15 protein-coding genes are annotated in these 16,540 nt (G+C 57.0%); 5 read left to right on the top strand and 10 right to left on the bottom strand.

What is annotated here, in order from left to right; genetic code table 11:
- Nucleotides 1-6 precede the first annotated feature (6 nt).
- From AC27VJ_RS07635 to AC27VJ_RS07625, 3 genes are all read left to right on the top strand, one after another.
- A complete protein-coding gene (locus tag AC27VJ_RS07635; protein ID WP_488683499.1) occupies nucleotides 7-1,425 on the top strand; it encodes an FAD-binding oxidoreductase in 1,419 nt (472 codons plus the stop codon).
- A 29-nt stretch (nucleotides 1,426-1,454) separates the two neighbouring features.
- Nucleotides 1,455-2,687: a pyridoxal phosphate-dependent aminotransferase gene (locus tag AC27VJ_RS07630; RefSeq protein WP_488683498.1), complete on the top strand. Its 1,233-nt coding sequence runs from the start codon at nucleotides 1,455-1,457 to the stop codon at nucleotides 2,685-2,687.
- A gap of 223 nt (nucleotides 2,688-2,910) precedes the next feature.
- A complete protein-coding gene (locus AC27VJ_RS07625; RefSeq protein WP_488683497.1) occupies nucleotides 2,911-4,410 on the top strand; it encodes an efflux transporter outer membrane subunit in 1,500 nt (499 codons plus the stop codon).
- A 28-nt stretch (nucleotides 4,411-4,438) separates the two neighbouring features.
- Here the strand turns inward: AC27VJ_RS07625 and AC27VJ_RS07620 are convergent, their stop codons facing one another.
- The 3 genes from AC27VJ_RS07620 to AC27VJ_RS07610 form a co-directional block, all read right to left on the bottom strand.
- Nucleotides 4,439-5,971 (bottom strand): efflux transporter outer membrane subunit, encoded by a 1,533-nt coding sequence (locus tag AC27VJ_RS07620; RefSeq protein ID WP_488683496.1) that lies wholly within the window; start codon nucleotides 5,969-5,971, stop codon nucleotides 4,439-4,441.
- Nucleotides 5,972-6,238, bottom strand: coding sequence for a hypothetical protein (locus AC27VJ_RS07615; protein WP_488683495.1), 267 nt, complete (start codon nucleotides 6,236-6,238; stop codon nucleotides 5,972-5,974). It lies immediately after the preceding gene.
- Between the two features lie 276 nt (nucleotides 6,239-6,514).
- Nucleotides 6,515-7,258 (bottom strand): GntR family transcriptional regulator, encoded by a 744-nt coding sequence (locus tag AC27VJ_RS07610; protein ID WP_488683494.1) that lies wholly within the window; start codon nucleotides 7,256-7,258, stop codon nucleotides 6,515-6,517.
- 70 nt (nucleotides 7,259-7,328) lie between these two features.
- Here AC27VJ_RS07610 and pcaB point away from each other — a divergent pair, with 70 nt between their 5' ends.
- Complete coding sequence (gene pcaB, locus AC27VJ_RS07605) at nucleotides 7,329-8,672, top strand: 3-carboxy-cis,cis-muconate cycloisomerase (protein WP_488683493.1); 1,344 nt, start codon at nucleotides 7,329-7,331, stop codon at nucleotides 8,670-8,672.
- Between the two features lie 95 nt (nucleotides 8,673-8,767).
- Nucleotides 8,768-10,135, top strand: a complete 1,368-nt coding sequence (locus AC27VJ_RS07600; protein ID WP_488683492.1) for a cation:dicarboxylate symporter family transporter — start codon at nucleotides 8,768-8,770, stop codon at nucleotides 10,133-10,135.
- An 84-nt stretch (nucleotides 10,136-10,219) separates the two neighbouring features.
- On the opposite strand, the gene AC27VJ_RS07595 is transcribed toward AC27VJ_RS07600, so the two are convergent.
- From AC27VJ_RS07595 to AC27VJ_RS07565, 7 genes are all read right to left on the bottom strand, one after another.
- Nucleotides 10,220-11,137, bottom strand: coding sequence for a LysR family transcriptional regulator (locus AC27VJ_RS07595; protein WP_488683491.1), 918 nt, complete (start codon nucleotides 11,135-11,137; stop codon nucleotides 10,220-10,222).
- A 205-nt stretch (nucleotides 11,138-11,342) separates the two neighbouring features.
- Nucleotides 11,343-12,008, bottom strand: a complete 666-nt coding sequence (locus AC27VJ_RS07590) for an RraA family protein (protein ID WP_488683490.1) — start codon at nucleotides 12,006-12,008, stop codon at nucleotides 11,343-11,345.
- A gap of 13 nt (nucleotides 12,009-12,021) precedes the next feature.
- On the bottom strand, nucleotides 12,022-12,843 hold the full coding sequence (locus tag AC27VJ_RS07585) for a carbon-nitrogen hydrolase family protein (RefSeq protein ID WP_488683489.1): 822 nt from the start codon (nucleotides 12,841-12,843) through the stop codon (nucleotides 12,022-12,024).
- A 29-nt stretch (nucleotides 12,844-12,872) separates the two neighbouring features.
- Entirely contained in the window at nucleotides 12,873-13,607 is a 735-nt protein-coding gene (locus AC27VJ_RS07580; RefSeq protein ID WP_488683488.1) for an HpcH/HpaI aldolase family protein, read from the bottom strand.
- Nucleotides 13,608-13,632: 25 nt separating this feature from the next.
- Nucleotides 13,633-14,424 (bottom strand): ABC transporter permease, encoded by a 792-nt coding sequence (locus AC27VJ_RS07575; protein ID WP_320194523.1) that lies wholly within the window; start codon nucleotides 14,422-14,424, stop codon nucleotides 13,633-13,635.
- A gap of 13 nt (nucleotides 14,425-14,437) precedes the next feature.
- Nucleotides 14,438-15,328, bottom strand: a complete 891-nt coding sequence (locus AC27VJ_RS07570) for an ABC transporter permease (RefSeq protein ID WP_488683487.1) — start codon at nucleotides 15,326-15,328, stop codon at nucleotides 14,438-14,440.
- Nucleotides 15,329-15,331: 3 nt separating this feature from the next.
- On the bottom strand, nucleotides 15,332-16,453 hold the full coding sequence (locus AC27VJ_RS07565; RefSeq protein WP_353578661.1) for an ABC transporter ATP-binding protein: 1,122 nt from the start codon (nucleotides 16,451-16,453) through the stop codon (nucleotides 15,332-15,334).
- Nucleotides 16,454-16,540: the final 87 nt, after the last annotated feature.

Raw genomic sequence — 16,540 nt, 5'->3', positions numbered from 1 at the left:
GCTGAGATGATGGAGCCTCGGCATATCGAAGCGCTGACGCATATGCTTGGCGATAAGGGCTTGCTGACTGCGGCGTCCGACATGGTTGCCTACGAGACAGGTGCCCGTTACGATCAGGGCCGTGCAGCCTTCGTTGCGCGCCCTGCATCGACGGCAGATGTTTCGGCCGTGGTTGCCTATTGCGTGAAGAATGGGATCGCTCTTGTGCCCCAGTCCGGCAATACGGGGCTGGTGTCGGGATCGACCCCGGATGGCTCCGGGCAGCAGGGCATTCTCAGTCTCGACCGACTGACTGCACCGTATGAACTCGACCGCATCAATCGCACCGTCAAGGCCGGTGCCGGGTTGAGGCTTTCAGACCTCAATGCGAAACTCGAGGCAAGCGGCCTGTTCTTTCCCATCGATCTCGGGGCCGATCCGCGGCTCGGCGGCATGATTGCCACCAATACAGGCGGGTCTCGCTTCCTGCGCTATGGCGATGTTCGCCGCAATACACTCGGCCTTACGGTTGTGCTGGCGGATGAGGCCGGAACGGTGCTGGACCTGTCTTCGGGCCTGCGCAAGAACAATACCGGCATTGACTGGAAACAGGTTTTCATTGGCACGTCCGGCGCCTTCGGCATCGTGACGGAATGCGTGCTCAATCTGGAGCCCGCACCACGCCAGAGCGCAACTGCGCTGCTGGTTCCTTCCTCGCCCGAACAAGTGCCGGAACTTCTAATCGCGATGGAAGAGGCGCTCGGCAGCTATCTCTCCGCCTTTGAAGGCATGTCGGGCAACGCGGTGCGCGCAGCACTGGATCATGTGCCATCGCTGCGCAATCCGTTCCAGAATGGAGCCGTGCCGGATTTCGTCATTTTGGCAGAAATCTCCCGCTCCAACGCACCACGCGAGGGTGAGCAGCCTCTGGATGCTGTGCTGGAAGAGGTTTTGGGCGCTATCTGGGAACGCGACGACGCGCCGCTGGCCGATGCGTTCGTTGGCCCGCCGCATGAAATCTGGGCGCTTCGGCATGCGCTGTCGGAAGGTGTGAAACACATGGGACGGCTGATCGCTTTCGATCTTTCCTTCCGCCGTGGCGATATCATGCGCTTCCTCGAGCGGATGAAGCTGGAGATGCCGCAGGCTTTTCCGGGCATTACGATCTGTGATTTTGGCCATATCGGCGATGGCGGCGTTCATTTCAATCTCGTGGTCGCGAAAGACGATGCTAGATTGGCGGACACTGGTTTCGAACACTCTCTAAGAGAGTGGGTGTTCAAGATTGCCGTCGAGGATTTTGGCGGAAGTTTCAGCGCCGAGCACGCGCTTGGCCGCAAGAACCAGAGTTTCTACGACAAATACACGCCGCAAGAGGTTCGCCGCTTGGCGGCTGGTTTGAAGGCGATGACGTCGCCTGCACCGCTTGGAACAGTCAACTTCTAGCGGCACGGCCGCCCAATCGAGTAAAGCTCATGAATGTGCAAACGAAAATCGAAAATGCTGCGTTTCGGCCTGCCTTGCGGATCGCCTCAATCGGTGTATCAAAAATTTTGCAGATAGGCGCACGCGCCGCTGCGATGAAGCGTGATGGCCTGCCGATCATCATTCTCGGAGCGGGCGAGCCGGATTTTGATACGCCTGAAAACGTCAAGCAGGCCGCCAAGGCAGCCATCGACCGCGGCGAAACGAAATACACCGCCCTTGACGGTTCGCCGGAACTGAAAAAAGCAATCGCAGGAAAATTCCGCCGCGAGAACCGCGTCGATTACGCTCTGGACGAAATCACGGTTGGAACGGGTGCCAAGCAAATCCTGTTCAATGCTTTCATGGCCAGCATCGATCCGGGCGATGAGGTCATCATTCCTACACCCTATTGGACCTCTTATTCAGATATCGTGGAAATCTGCGGCGGCGTGCCGGTATTGATCCCTTGTGACGCCGAGGCAGGGTTTCGACTGAAAGCGGATCAGCTGGAAAAAGCGATCACACCGAAGACGCGCTGGGTGTTGCTCAATTCACCATCCAACCCTTCGGGCGCTGCTTATAGCGCCGCGGACTACAGACCGCTTCTCGATGTTCTGTTGCAGCACCCGCATGTCTGGCTGATGGTCGATGATATGTATGAGCATATCGTCTATGACAATTTCGCCTTCGTCACCCCCGTCGCGCTGGAGCCTGCTTTGAAGGAGCGGACGCTGACGATCAACGGTGTTTCCAAAGCCTATGCCATGACCGGCTGGCGCATCGGGTATGCCGGTGGGCCAAAAGCTCTGATCAAGGCCATGGCGGTGATCCAGAGTCAGGCCACCTCTTGCCCGTCCTCGGTCGGTCAGGCTGCTTCCATTGAGGCGCTGAACGGGCCGCAGGATTTTCTGAAAGAGCGTCGGGCAAGCTTTCAGGCGCGGCGCGATCTCGTGGTGTCTGCACTGAATGCCATCGACGGCATCGATTGCCGCACGCCGGAAGGTGCCTTTTACACTTTCGCAGGCTGCCAAGGCCTCATGGGCAAGACGACACCGAAAGGCAAGCGGATCGAAGCAGACAGCGATTTTACCGATTACCTTCTAGAAGAGGCGCATGTTGCCGTCGTTCCCGGTTCGGCCTTTGGCCTCTCCCCATATTTCCGCATTTCCTACGCGACATCAGAAGCGGAGTTGATGGAAGCCATGGCAAGAATTGCAAAGGCGTGCGGGCAACTCGTTTGAACTCACACGCGTGTTTCACGCTGACTGCATTGCCACTTTCGTAGGAAGTTGGCGTCTGTTCGTAATGCCTCCTGCAGGAGGTTTACAGCTTCTACGATAACGTCATCGCGCGCGTTATCGTAGACCGCGAAACGTACAATTTTACTCAACTTTACACGCGGTTTACAGCGCTTAACGTTTGGCTCTCTATGGATGAAGATCATTGTCTATAGGGAGTCTCGCCTTGCTGACCACTGATCGGGAAACATCCCCGAAATCCCACATTTCCGGCCTTTATCGTCGCGTTTCACTCCTGCTTGTGACGTCGATGCTGACGGGGTGTGTCGTCGGTCCGGATTATGAAAAGCCGTCTCTTTCGATGCCCGCAAAGTGGAGTTCGAAGGATAAGTCACCAGCCAAAGCGCCACAGTTACATGAGTGGTGGAAACGGCTTGATGACCCCGTGCTGGACGACCTTGTCGCCCGGGCCGTGCAGGACAATCTGGATGTGGCGGTTGCGAAAGCGAAGATTCGCGAGGCGCGAGCAACCACGCGAGAGCAGGTCGGCGGGCTATTCCCCACCGTCTCGTCTTCAGCATCTGCGACCCGTGCCAAAACCGCAGCCAGCACCGATCAAAGCGTCTCGACATCAAGCCAATTTCAGGCGGGATTCGACTCGAGTTGGGAACTCGACTTGTTTGGCAAAAACAGGCGCGGGATCGAAGCGGCCAGATTTGGCGAGCAGGCCACCGAAGAAGCCTTGCAAGATACTCTGGTGACTTTGATTGGCGATGTTGCGGCCTATTACGTTCAGGCGCGGGAATATCAGGAGTTGGTCGATCTGGCTGAGCGATCATCGAGATCGCAGCGCCAAACGGTACAGTTGACGAAGAAACTGCTGAACGAAGGCTACGCAACCATGGGTGATGTCACCAAGGCGGAAGCGCAGGCAGCTTATACGGAAGCAGATATCCCTTCCTATAAAATTTCCTACGCGCAGTATGTGCATCGGGTGAGTGTGCTCACGGGTCAGCCGCCATCGGCGCTCGATGCCGTCTTGGGAAAGAAGCGCAAGATACCGTCACCACCTGCATCGACCTCGACGGGAATACCGGCCGATATTCTGGTCAACAGACCGGATATTCGTGAGGCAGAGCGCGAACTGGCGCAATATACGTCACGCATCGGTCAGGCGCAGGCCAACCGATATCCCTCCATTTCGCTATCCGGCTCCATCGATACGTCGGGCGGCAGTTTGAGTGATATCGGGAGAAAATCGACAATCGGCTGGTCGATAGGTCCAAGTATCAACATACCGCTATTTCAAGGTGGCAAGTTACAGGCTGCCGTCGATGTCGCGAAGGCGCAGCGCGACCAATATTATTTTGCCTATCAATCCGCTGTCCTGTCCGCCATGGAAGACGTTCAAAACGCCATCGTAGCAGTCAATCAGTCCAGAATTCGTCAGTCGCGGCTTGCCGTTTCGGCGCAGCGATATCGACACACTTTACAGGTTTCGACCGAACTGAACAAAACGGGCGACAGCGATCTCTTCAGTCTGCTGGACACGGAACGGTCGCTTTACTCGGTCGAAGAGGATTTGATCGAAACACGGTCCGATGTCGCGACCTACTACATCTCGCTTAATAAGGCGCTCGGCGGTGGCTGGAGTCGTGAGATCGATTCATCCAAGCCTGCGGTTACAGATGTCCGTGAAGGGCCACATCTGGCAAGCGCCAGGTAGGCGTTGATCCGAGCTAAGGGCGCGAAGTCTATTTCTTCGCGAGGGCAATTTCTGTGTTTCGCACTTCGAGCAAGTGATCAGGCCGCTCTGCCGGGGCCGCTTTGCACAGGGTGATATAATGCAGGGCCTGCTGCCTGACCGCGTCGGCATAACCTTCTTGCGCGGTGAGATAATCCTTTTCCGAATTGAGCACAATCGAGATGGGATCTGCTCCAAGCTGGAAACTCGTTCGGCCCATTTCGACGGTTTCCTTCGACGTCGCCACCAGCTTTCGCTGGGCGGCGATATTGGCGCCATCTTTATTGTAAGCAGCCAGGGCTTTTTCGATATCGGTGATGCCGGTCAGAACGGCTGCACGCCAGGCACCCCGCGCCTCTTCAAGCTTCGCATTCGCATTGGCGAGGTTTGACTTGTTCTTTCCACCATCAAAGAGTGGCGCGCTCAAAGCGGCGGAAATCAGCCAAACATTGACGTGGCCCGTCTCGAGGATCTGCGTCGGAGTCAGATAGCCGGATAGATCGAGGCTAGGATAGAAGGCAGCTTTGGCAACCCCAACGCTTTCCGCTGCCGAGGCGAAATTGCTTTCTGCCATTCTGACATCAGGACGGTTACGGATGACATTTGCCGGAACACCGGTGCCGATCCTGTAACGTACCACCGGTTGCCCAGTCGAGCGTGCGACATCCGCTTTGACGTGGCTGACCGAGTCTCCAACCTGTTCGGCAAGGGTTGCAATGGATGAATCAAGCTGAACTTCGAGCGAAGGTAGAGTCGCCTCAGCCTGGGCGACAAGCTGCCGTCCATTCACGACCTGTATTTTCGAAGCGTTGCCTGCATCGAGACTGTCGTCCACCGATTTCAGGTTCTTCTCTCGGTTGGCCACCGTAGAACGGGCTATCGCAATTCGCGCCTGATAATATCGTATATCAACATAAGCTGACGCGATTGCAGAAACGAGATTGTCCTCGGTCTGGTCTCTTGATGACAAAGCTGACGCCAAATCTGCTTCTGCAGCGCGTTTCTTTGCACGTACACCGCCGAAGAGATCGACCGTCCAGTCCGTGGACAAGGTGCTGTATTTGCTGCTTTGCGCGGTGCCGAAGCCATATTTATCGCCTCGCGCAACACCAGCGCCTGTGGAGAGGGATGGGAAGAGGCTGGAATTCGCCAGGCCGACATTCGCTTTCGCCTGATCGACCTTTGCTGTCGCCTGCTGGAGTTGCGGGCTTTGGGCAAGTCCCTTCTCGATGTAGCGCGATAGCGCCTTGTCATCAAAAGCAGCCCACCAGTTTTTCTGAATGGATCGCGCTTTGGTCTCCGATGCTGCATAGGCGAATTTACTTGGTGTCTCGATCTGTGGCGGCGCAACCGCGACATTCGTGCAGCCCGCCAGCACGCAGACAAGTGTGCTACTGATCAGCAGCCTCATGCCATGGGCACGAAGATGAGAGCCGATAATGAAATATGAGAAGGTCGAAAAAGACGGCGGGCTTTTTGCGAGCGATGACGGAATGTCACGATGATGTTCGAGAAGCCTCGGCTCAATGTCAGCGTTTTGCATTTAATCTGTTACCCGATTGCCGCGAATGTGAAGCATGCGGTGGGCCGCACTGTTTTTCAGCAGGCACCAAAACATCCCAAACTGGAGCGCCAAAAAGTTTGCGCCAGCCAGCAACCCGACGAAGCGTGGTGTCGTCAGCTCTAAAAAAACAGGCGGCAGAGCGAGGAGTGTCGCCAAGAGCGCCAATGCCGCTGTGATGATTTTTGGTGATACAGGGTACATCTTGCCGCTGCTTTTCACGTCTTTTGCCGGGTGCAGATATGTCACGCGCTCAAACCTCCAGTGGTTCAATAAAGCGACGACCGACTCAAGCCCCACGAGTGACCAGCTGGGGGAGCTCTTGGCACTCGTAGGGCTCTCTGGCGATCAGAGCCAGCCGCAGGCTTTTAACGGATGGGGGGCGGGCACCCTTTCCCGTGTCAAAGTCGGCTCATCGCAAGCTATTCGAGCCAACGTTAAGTGCGGTCAGGAGATTGTAAAGTTAGGTAAATCCTCGGACGCATTGCGTCTGGATTTTGCGTTCAGCCGCAGACTCGCCAGGTGCTACAGGCTCTCCACCCGCTTCAGCCGGGACGTATATTGAAACCGGTCTGCTGGATGAACGCTGACGGTCACCTCTGCAAGATCGTTGCCTGCAAAGTAATAGCGGCGTGTTATTTCCAGAGCGGGGTGGCCTGCTGAAGCCTGGAGTTTCTCGGCTGTCTCGGTTGTAATTGCGGATGCGGACAATGTCTGCTCGATTTCCACGACACGCCGTCCAGATACTTCTTCGATGATTTCTGAATAGGCGCCGGGGTAATCCTGAACCCGCTCCTTCAGCGCTTCTGTATATCGCGCGTCGATATAGACCTCGGTGTAACAGATAGGTGGCTTGGACATATCCGTAGGGTCTCGTCGTAGATGGGAGACGCGCAGCCATCTGCTGCCAGCACGAATATCCAGCTTTTTTGCCAGAACGTCATCCGCAACAATATCGACAATGTCCAGAATCGTTCGGCGTGTTTTGGCTGCATATTGAACGAGAGCATCGATGGTTTCGATTGTCTGCGCATATCCACCACTGCTGCCGACCGGGCGAACGGAATCGACGCGCGTGCCTAAAGACGGGCGGCGGCTGACCATTCCCAGCTGTTGCAACTCGGACAATGCCGCCCGCACGGTCGAGCGGCTGACGCCAAGTTCTTCCGCCAGAGCAGGCTCACTCGGCAGTGTCGAGCCAAGCGGGTAAACGCCATCGGCCACGCGTGCTGTGAGTGTTCTCGCCACCTGCTCGTATCGCTTCTTCATGATCGCTCCTGCAGATCGGTTGACATTGTTCGTACAATATGTTTTGTTCGAACAAAAGGGAGGAATGCTTATGTCCAGCACTGTATTCGATTCATTGCTATTCCGGGATATGTTCGGAACGGAAGCAATGCGCAACGTTTTTTCCGATACATCGCTCGTTGGCCGCTATCTTGAAGCAGAGGCTGCGCTTGCTCGGGCGCAGGCCAAGCTCGGCGCCATTCCAGCCGAAGCCGGTACCAAGATCGACGCCGCGTCACGCGCCATCCAGATCGATTACGACCGCCTTCGTCACGAAACGGAAATCGTTGGATATCCAATCCTCCCGCTGGTGCATCAATTGGCTGACGCCGCCGGCGATGCAGGTGGTTATGTGCACTGGGGTGCGACCACCCAAGATATCATGGACACCGCCAATATCCTTCAGATCCGTGCGGCGCTGGATATCATCGATGCCGACATCGAGACGTTGCGCGGCATTCTCGTGGGTCTTGCCAAGAAATACCGTGACACGCCAATGGCGGGCCGCACGCATCTTCAGCAGGCACTTCCCGTTACCTTCGGTTACAAGGTTGCCGTATGGCTGGCACCACTCGACAGACATGCCGAGCGCTTACAGCAGCTTCGCAGCCGTGTGCTTTTCGGTGAATTCGCTGGTGCGGCTGGAACGCTTGCCTCCATCGGCAAGGGCGGTCTCGAAATGCAGGCCGAGTTCTGCAAGGAACTCGATCTGGCACAGCCACCAGCCACATGGCACGTTGCCCGTGACGGTATCGCGGAAGTCGTGACGTTCCTTGGCTTGGTAACCGGCTCGCTGGCAAAGATCGCCACTGATGTCATGATGATGATGTCGACCGAATTCGGCGAGGTTTCTGAGCCTTTCGTTCCGGGCCGTGGCGCATCGTCCACCATGCCGCAAAAGCGCAATCCGATTTCGAGCGAGCTCATTCTCGCTGCGGCCAAATCTGTTCGCCAGCAGGTCGCGACGATGCTCGATGGCATGATCCACGATTTCGAACGTGCGACCGGCCCTTGGCATCTCGAATGGATCGCTGTTCCAGAAAGCTTCATTCTCACCGCCTCAGCCCTGGCCAACGCCAGATATATGCTCGATGGTCTCGTGGTCCATGAGGCGCGCATGCGCGAGAACCTCAATCTGACCAAGGGCCTGATCGTCGCCGAAGCGGTGATGATGGCAGCAGCTCCAAAGCTGGGGCGTCAACACGCGCATGACGTGGTTTACGAAGCCTGCCGCAAGGCAATCGAAGGCGGCGGCATGCTTGCCGACCTGCTCAAGGAAAACGCCGAAGTGGTATCAGCATTAGGCGGACCTGCAGCGATCGATCGTGCTTGTGATCCGGCAAACTATCTCGGCCTGAGTGGTGAGATGGTTGATCGCGCCGTCGACGGTCGCTGATTTCAGCACATCAAGGGTGCTGCTTTCTGCTGCACCCTTCATCCATTAAAATTTACAGTGCGCATGCCGGGAGGGTATTGCGCGGGAGGACTTTCATGACTGATGTTTCGCGTCCGCATGCTGGTACAGCATTGCCTAAACCAAAACCTGCGCTGTGGCGTGGGCTCGGCTTCCAGGTCGTTATCGGCATGGTGCTGGGCATTCTCGTCGGGCTTATCTGGCCAGAATTCGGCGCATCTCTAAAGCTGCTCGGCGACATCTTTCTGCGCCTGATCAAGACCGCAGTTGCACCGCTCGTTTTCCTCACAGTGGTGGCAGGTATTGCCGCTGCCGGTGACTTCAAACGCGTCGGAAAAGTCGGACTGATCGCGACGGTCTATTTCGAGATCATCTCGACCATCGCAATCGTGTTCGGCCTCGCTGCTGCCTATCTCTTCGACGTCGGTATCGGCATGGGGCAGACAACGGCTTCTGCGGGCGCAGCAAAAGGCGCTGCCGACGCCGCACAGAAAGCGGCGGATTCACATACGACGTTCAGCCAGTTTTTCCTCAATGTGTTCCCGGACAATTTCATGGGAGCTTTTGCCAAGGGTGAGCTTCTTCAAGTGCTCGTCATCGCCATCATCTTCGGCGCTGCCTTGCTGTCTCTGAAGCCCGCGAAACGCGCACCGATCGAAAGCGGTCTGGCAACAATCTCCACAGCATTTTTCGAATTCATTCATCTCATCATGAAGCTTGCGCCTATCGGTACCTTCGGCGCCGTCGCTTATGCCGTTGGCGCTAACGGCACGGACGTCCTGATTGCGCTGGCTTGGCTCGTCCTGAGTTTCTACCTGACGATCATTGCATTCATTGCGATAGTGTTGGGTACAGTCTGCGCCATCTTCAAGATCAACCTCCTTGGTCTGCTGCGCTATATCAAAGACGAGATCATCGTTGTTCTCGGCACGGCCTCGTCAGAAAGTGTTTTGCCAAAGCTGCTTGAGAAGCTTCCCGGCTACGGCGCATCCAAGCAGACGGTTGGTCTGGTGATGCCAACGGGCTATGCCTTCAATCTCGATGGCACGTCCATCTATATGGGCATGGGTGTCGTCTTCTTGAGCCATGCCTATGGTATCAGCATCAGCTGGACGCAGCTGGGTACACTGATGGCCATCATGTTGCTGACATCCAAAGGTGCGGCAACCGTATCCGGTGGCACCTTCGTTGTCTTCGCCGCCACTGTTACCGCATCCGGCTTCATACCCGTCGAGGGCCTGGCTTTGCTATTTGGCGTATACCGCTTCATGTCCATGGCGGTCGCGACCTGCAACGTCGTCGGCAACTGCGTGGCGACTGTGGTGACTGCCAAGCTTTGCAACGAGTTCGATCCAGCGAAAGCGGAGCTGGCCAACCGCGATCCGAAGGCCGCCGAAGAGCAGATCGTGCGCGAATTCGAAGTCGATCTTCCTCAGACGACCTGATCGGATCAACAATCAGCATCAGTGCACCACGCCTGTTTCAGGCGTGGTGCTTATTTGTTTGTGACATGTGATGGAGTGATCGGTTTACAGATGAACCGCAAGTGCATTGTCATAAAGCGAGCAGAAATCGGCCGCGACTTCGGCTGCAATCGACGCGATCAGCGGTGAGAGGCGGGACGATGGATTTTCCAGATAGACGGCAAAATAGTCCGTTGCCGGAAATGGGTGGCGGACGTTCAGCACTTTGAGCGTGCCGAGCCTGAGTTCATTCTGAATGACGATGGGCGGCAAAACTGAAATGCCGATGCCTGCCGCCACCATGCTGATCGTCGTTGCAAGCGAGTTGGAGTAATGCACCACGCCCTGACCGAAGGAGTTGGTCGGCAGATATTCGACCATTCGCTTGTAGGCCTGTGTTCCGACTTCGTAGGAAATAATCGGGTGCAGCATCAGGTCGGCGCGGCTCATATTTTCTTCGTCGGCTGGGAAAGCGCTGTTGGCAATCCAGAACATGCCGAGCGTGCAGAGATCGACGATCCGGTATTTTTCCACCTGCGTGCCGTGGAAACCCAGAATGATATCCAGTTCCCGCTTTTCCAGTTTGGAAAGAATTGTCTGCGACGCGTCCGTGGTCACAGCCACACGAACGCGCGGGAACCGTTGCCGGAGCGTTTCCATGATGCCGGGAAGGATTGCCAGCGCCATTGAGGGAACGAGACCGATGCGGATGGTGCCCTCCAGTGTTTCCGGCGGAGCGACGTCAGAGACCAGGCGATTGTAGCGGGTGATGATATCCCGTGCGCCCGAGACGAAAGCGCGCCCTTCACGCGTCAGATGCACGTCGCGCGTATCGCGCTCGAAAAGCCGGATGCCGAGTTCCTGTTCCATGGCCGAAATTCGGTTGGAAATAGCGGCTGGTGTGATGTTCATGCGGTCGGCTGTGACGCGAAAACTTCTCAGTTCGGCAAGCCAGACCACGGTTTCCAGAAAACGAATATTCATCGCTTAAAAGCGCCCCACCGTTTTTCGACAAAATCGTGCAAAGTGGCGCAAGAATTGTCGCAAGCTGCTGTTTTTTACAGACTATGTTCCCAGTCACCACGTTACACCGCAGGGGCAATATGACAACGTCGGGTCGGTAGAGTTTGTGAGATCGTCGCAACGATGCGGCCCGGACGATATGCTCGAACCGCATCGTTGAAAATCATCAGGCAAGCTTTGCCAGAACCTTGGCGCTGGCCCCGGTCATGTCACCGAGTTTCTGCACCTTGTCTCGCACGCTGGCTTCGCGCTTCTTGCCGGTTTCCTGACGTTTTAGCGCCTCTTCGGAAACAGCCCGCACCTCGTCGCGCGGTATGACCAGCACGCCGCTCTCATCGGCAAGGATAGCGTCCCCCGGCATGACGACGGCACCGCCGCAGTTGACCGGAATGTTGAAACCGCCACCGAGATCGTAGAGTCGGGTCGTGATCGGCGAGAGCCCGCGTGACCACATTGGGAAATCGGAATCCTGAATCTCTGTGAGGTCGGTGCAGGGACCATCCACGATCCCGGCAACTGCTCCAGCCGCCTTGGCCGCAACGGTCACCCCGCCGCCCCAGCAGGCATATTTGTCGTCGCCCAGGCGGTCCACAACGAGAATATCCCCCGGTCGCAGCTGCCCGGTGGCGTGGTGCAACAGCGTGGAGTCCGGGCCAGCGATGGCCAGCGTCACCGCCGTACCTACCACGCGACGACCGGGAAGCAGCGGCTGGATCTGGCGATCCATGAAGCCAAGCAGACGCCAGTGGCCGACGGTTGCCGTCTCCACACCGCTCAAGAGATCGAGGTCTTCCTGTGGAACCTGTTCCGGCATGTCCTTGATGACATACATGATCGAACCTCCTTTAAGCGCAGGCCAGACGGCGATGCTGGGTCATGGGGATGAGATTGCGCACCCGCGCAATTTCCTTTGTATCGATGCGGGCTGTGACGTACCCGACCGGATCTGACGCGCGGGCAATCGTGTGGCCCCACGGGTCGCAAACCAGCGAGTGGCCGTAGCAGGCCCGCTTTTCACCATTGACGGTGACGCTGCCGGTCTGGCCGCAGGCCACGAAATAGGTTTGCGTTTCGATGGCGCGTGCACGGGCCAGAACTTCCCAATGGTCCTTGCCGGTTTGCAAGGTGAAGGCGGCGGGCAGCACGATGATATCGCAGCCTGCTTTTTCCAGTTGCAGGAAGAGTTCGAAAAAGCGGATGTCGTAGCAAATCGCGCAACCCACCTTCATGCCGTCGATCTCATAGGTGACGATGTCTTCGCCCGGCTTGACGGTCGCCGATTCCTTATAGGCCGTACCATCGGGTGCGACGATGTCGAACATGTGTATCTTGCGATAGGCAGCAACTTGCTTGCCTTCGCGGTCGAACACGAAGCTGGTGTTGTAGATACGGTTCTCACCCTCGACCTTTTCCATGATGGTGCCAGCATGGACGAAGACCTTGTTCTCGCGGGCGAAGTCCTGCGCCATCTTGTAGGCGGCTCCACCGGCGGGTTCGGCAAGGGCGAGTTTTTCTTCTGTCGTCGTGCCATAAACCTCGAAATATTCCGGCAGAACGATGAGGTCCGGCTGGTCGGCTTTAAGCGCTTCCGTCATCAGGTCGCGGGTGATCTTCAGGTTGGCGTCGCGGTCTTTTTGTGGGTTGGTCTGGATGAGGCTGATTTTCATGGATTTCCCTCCTGTTGTATCGACCGCCATCAGGCGACGATCTTTTCCTGCTTGAGTGCGTTGATGGTGGACATGATGCCTGCGCGCAGCGTCATGGTCTGGGTGGCGACGACCAGCATTTCTGCGCCTTCTTCGAGCGCAAAGCTTCGCTCTGCTGGGGTCCAGGCTGGCATGACCCAGCTTTTGCCTGCTTCACGCGCGGCACGGGCAATGCGGGAGAGGTCTTTGCGATCCGCATCGTTGAAGGCGTAGGCGCCACGACCGCAGGCCAGTGCCAGATCGGATGGTCCGGGGAACAGTCCATCGACCGTATCGAGAGCAATGATTTTTTCGACGTCGGTCAGGCTTTCTGCCGTCTCAATCATGGCATAGCACTTGGTACGTTTGTTCTCTGCCTCGAAGGCATCGGAAGAGGGGCGTGCATAACCGAAGACGCGGCCACCGGCGTAGGAGCGGATACCCAGCAGCGGATATTTTGCCGCTTTCGTCACCTCCCGCGCATGATCGACGCCGAGAATATGGGGAAGGATGACGCCATCGGACCCGAAATCGAGCGCCTGCTGAATGGCTTCCGTCGTCGGCGCGATGACTTTGGTCAGGGTCGGGATGCCCAGCGATTTGGAAAAGGCCAGAAACTGATCGAGCGTGGCGAGGTCGAATGTGCCGTGCTCCAGTTCGATCACCAGCTGCTTGACGCCGCAGGTCTTTGCGATTTCCAGAAAGCCGAAATGCGGCTGCGACATCCAGAGCGCGATATTGTCCATGTCAGAAGTCTCCATTGCAAAGTCGTTATTTGCCGACGGTCTTGGAAAGGCCGAGCGTGCGTTCGATGAGGAAGATGATGGCAAGGGTGGCGGCCACGAGAACGACCGAGACGGCGGCGGTCATCGGGTCAGTCTGGCTCTCCACATAGTCGAAGATTTCCACCGGCAAAGTGCGCAGGCGCGGGCCGGTGATGAACAGCGAGATGACCACCTCGTCAAAGGAAAGGAGAAAGGAGAGTGCGGCACTGGCAATGAAACCGGGCATCATCAGCGGCAAGGTGATGCGGCGTACGACGGTGAAAGGGGAAGCGCCGAGCATGGTCGCCGCTTCTTCCACGGATGGCGGCAGGGTGGAGAACGCCGTCAGCATGATGCGGATCACATAGGGGGTGGTGATGATCAAATGGGCGATGATCAGGCCCGTGTATGTGCCAAGCAACCTTGCCTGAACGAACACCAGGAGAATGGCGAGGCCCAGCACGATGGATGGCAGAAGCAGGGGCGCTGTGAAGAGGTTCAACAGAAACTCCCGGCCAATGAATTTTCTCCGGCGGATGGCAAAGGCCGCAGGCACGCCCGCTGCCAGTCCCAGCACCGTTACCGTGACGGCAATGGTAAGGCTGATCCAAAGCGCGTTGATGAAACCGCTGTGGCTGAACATCGCCACATACCAGCGTATGCCCCAGCTTTCCGGTGGGAAGGTCATGTAGCTGTCATTGCTGAAGGAGAGTGGCAGCACGATCAGAATGGGAGCCAGCAGAAAGAGATAGATGCTGGCGACGAGAAGCCGGAACGGAATGCTCAATTGGCCGATCATATCAATTTCCTTCCTAGTCGAAGCGCTTGACGACGCGGGAGTAGACGGCAAGGGCGATGCCGAAGATGATGAGGACGATGACGGAGATCGCTGCAGCGGTTGGCCATTCCAGCTGGATGACGGCCTGATCGTAGATTTCGGTGGCCAGCAGAAAGACGCGCCCGCCGCCCAGAAGCTTCGGCGTGATGAACGAGCTGATGGAAAGGACGAAGCAGAGCAGGCAACCAAGGGCGATGCCGGGTGCCGTCAACGGAAGAATGACGCGGCGAAAGCGGGTCCAGCTATTGGCCCCGAGAGAGGCGGCGGCTTCCTCATAGACATTTTCCAGACGACCGAAGCCGGCGATCAGCGACAGTGCCATATAGGGAATGAGCACTTCGACCATGCCGATGAAGACACCCAGCGTGTTGTTGGTCAGGCGCAAGGGGCTGTCGATGATGCCGGACGACATCAGCATGCCGTTGACCACGCCCTGGTCTCCCAGAATGACCATCCATCCATAGGTGCGCACAACGCTGCTGACGAGAAGCGGCGATACGGTGATGACGAACAGCATGTTGCGCCATTTTGGTGAAACCCTGTGCAGGAAAAGTGCAATCGGATAGGCGCAGCACAGCGTGATGCAGGTTACGCCAAAGCCCAGGATCAGGGAGTTGGAGATGAGCTCTATGCTGAAACTATCGGTGAAGAAATCGATGTAGTTTTCCAGCGTGTAGTTGTTCGTCAGCACGCCGCCGCTTCGGCTTTCGATGAAGGATATCATCGCCAACCTTGCCACGGGCAGCACGAAGGCGATGAAATTGATGATCGCCATCGGTAACAGCAGAGCGATGATAAGAAACGGAAACGTTCGCTTGCGCGCTGGCGCTTGGGTAATTGGAAAAGTGCCGGTTACGGTTGCCATGGGTCAGCTCCCGAAAACTTGCATGTCTTGCGGCTTCCACTCACAGAGAAGTTTCTCACCGCTTTGAAAGCTGTGACCTGCACTGGCCGTATGCACTTCGGTGGTCAGAATGTTGCCGCCGATATCGACGTCATATTGCACGACGTCTCCGATATAGGTCACACGCACGACCTTGCCGTGCGTGGAGTTGGTCGCGATGCTGACGAGGCTGCGGTCGCGGCTTGGAGTCAGGCTGATGCGGTGGGGACGGATGGCGGCTTTGGCTTTGCCGGATGTCAGCCCTTGCGTCTTGCAAGGGTAGACGGAGCCGCCGATCCGCACGCGGTCCAGCGCTTCGATCTCGCAATCGAGAACATTGGTGCGGCCGACGAAATTGGCGACGAACAGATCTGCCGGACGCTCATAGATGTCTTCTGGCGTGCCGAGTTGCGCAAGCTTGCCACGATGCATCACGCCGACAAAATCGCACATGGTCAGCGCTTCCACCTGATCGTGTGTCACGAAGACGGTGGTGATTTGCAGACGCTGCTGTATTTCCCGAATTTCGATGCGCATGTCGTCGCGCAATTTGGCATCGAGGTTGGAAAGCGGTTCATCAAGAAGGAGAAGGCGCGGACGGATAACAAGGGCGCGGGCTAGCGCCACACGTTGCTGCTGGCCACCGGACATTTCCTTGGGTTTGCGGCTTCCGTAACCGGGCAGGCGCACCATTTCCAGCGCCTCTTCTACCCGGTCCCGCGCCTCGATGCGGGATATGCCGCGCATTTCAAGACCAAAGGCCACGTTCTCCGCCACCGTCATGTGCGGAAACAGGGCGTAGTTCTGAAAGACGAGACCGATATCGCGCTTATGCGGCGGCTTGTGAGAGATATCGTCGCCGTCGATCGAGATTTTGCCCTTGGTGATGTCCAGCAGGCCCGCGATCATGCGTAGGGTCGTGGATTTGCCGCATCCAGACGGCCCTAGAAGTCCGAGAAGCTTGCCCTTGGGAACATCGATGGCGAGATCATCGACTGCCAGATAATCGACGCCGTAACGTTTGGTCACGCCCTCAAGTTTGAGAAAGGTCTGATCACCGGCGGGCGAGGCGGCCTGATCATCCAGCTGTCGTTGTTGCGTATACATGTCATCACCATCCGCAGATTGAGGTCGTCATCGTGGGAGGGAAACGCGCTGCCAAACTCTAGGTACGTGGCTGCAATCGCGTGCGGG

Source organism: Agrobacterium sp. 20P9.1.2, from assembly GCF_057799395.1.
Note: the sequence above shows the minus strand (reverse complement) of the source record. Positions and strands in the feature narration are given on the sequence as shown.

Bases quoted from the DNA above. Each gene is read 5' to 3' on its own strand.
- AC27VJ_RS07620 (WP_488683496.1), bottom strand. From the start codon at position 5,971: ATGCAAAACGCTGACATTGAGCCGAGGCTTCTCGAACATCATCGTGAC.
- AC27VJ_RS07570 (WP_488683487.1), bottom strand. From the start codon at position 15,328: ATGGCAACCGTAACCGGCACTTTTCCAATTACCCAAGCGCCAGCGCGC.
- AC27VJ_RS07590 (WP_488683490.1), bottom strand. From the start codon at position 12,008: ATGTATGTCATCAAGGACATGCCGGAACAGGTTCCACAGGAAGACCTC.
- AC27VJ_RS07580 (WP_488683488.1), bottom strand. From the start codon at position 13,607: ATGGACAATATCGCGCTCTGGATGTCGCAGCCGCATTTCGGCTTTCTG.
- pcaB (WP_488683493.1), top strand. From the start codon at position 7,329: ATGTCCAGCACTGTATTCGATTCATTGCTATTCCGGGATATGTTCGGA.
- AC27VJ_RS07585 (WP_488683489.1), bottom strand. From the start codon at position 12,843: ATGAAAATCAGCCTCATCCAGACCAACCCACAAAAAGACCGCGACGCC.
- AC27VJ_RS07635 (WP_488683499.1), top strand. From the start codon at position 7: ATGATGGAGCCTCGGCATATCGAAGCGCTGACGCATATGCTTGGCGAT.
- AC27VJ_RS07600 (WP_488683492.1), top strand. From the start codon at position 8,768: ATGACTGATGTTTCGCGTCCGCATGCTGGTACAGCATTGCCTAAACCA.
- AC27VJ_RS07575 (WP_320194523.1), bottom strand. From the start codon at position 14,424: ATGATCGGCCAATTGAGCATTCCGTTCCGGCTTCTCGTCGCCAGCATC.
- AC27VJ_RS07565 (WP_353578661.1), bottom strand. From the start codon at position 16,453: ATGTATACGCAACAACGACAGCTGGATGATCAGGCCGCCTCGCCCGCC.
- AC27VJ_RS07630 (WP_488683498.1), top strand. From the start codon at position 1,455: ATGAATGTGCAAACGAAAATCGAAAATGCTGCGTTTCGGCCTGCCTTG.
- AC27VJ_RS07595 (WP_488683491.1), bottom strand. From the start codon at position 11,137: ATGAATATTCGTTTTCTGGAAACCGTGGTCTGGCTTGCCGAACTGAGA.
- AC27VJ_RS07610 (WP_488683494.1), bottom strand. From the start codon at position 7,258: ATGAAGAAGCGATACGAGCAGGTGGCGAGAACACTCACAGCACGCGTG.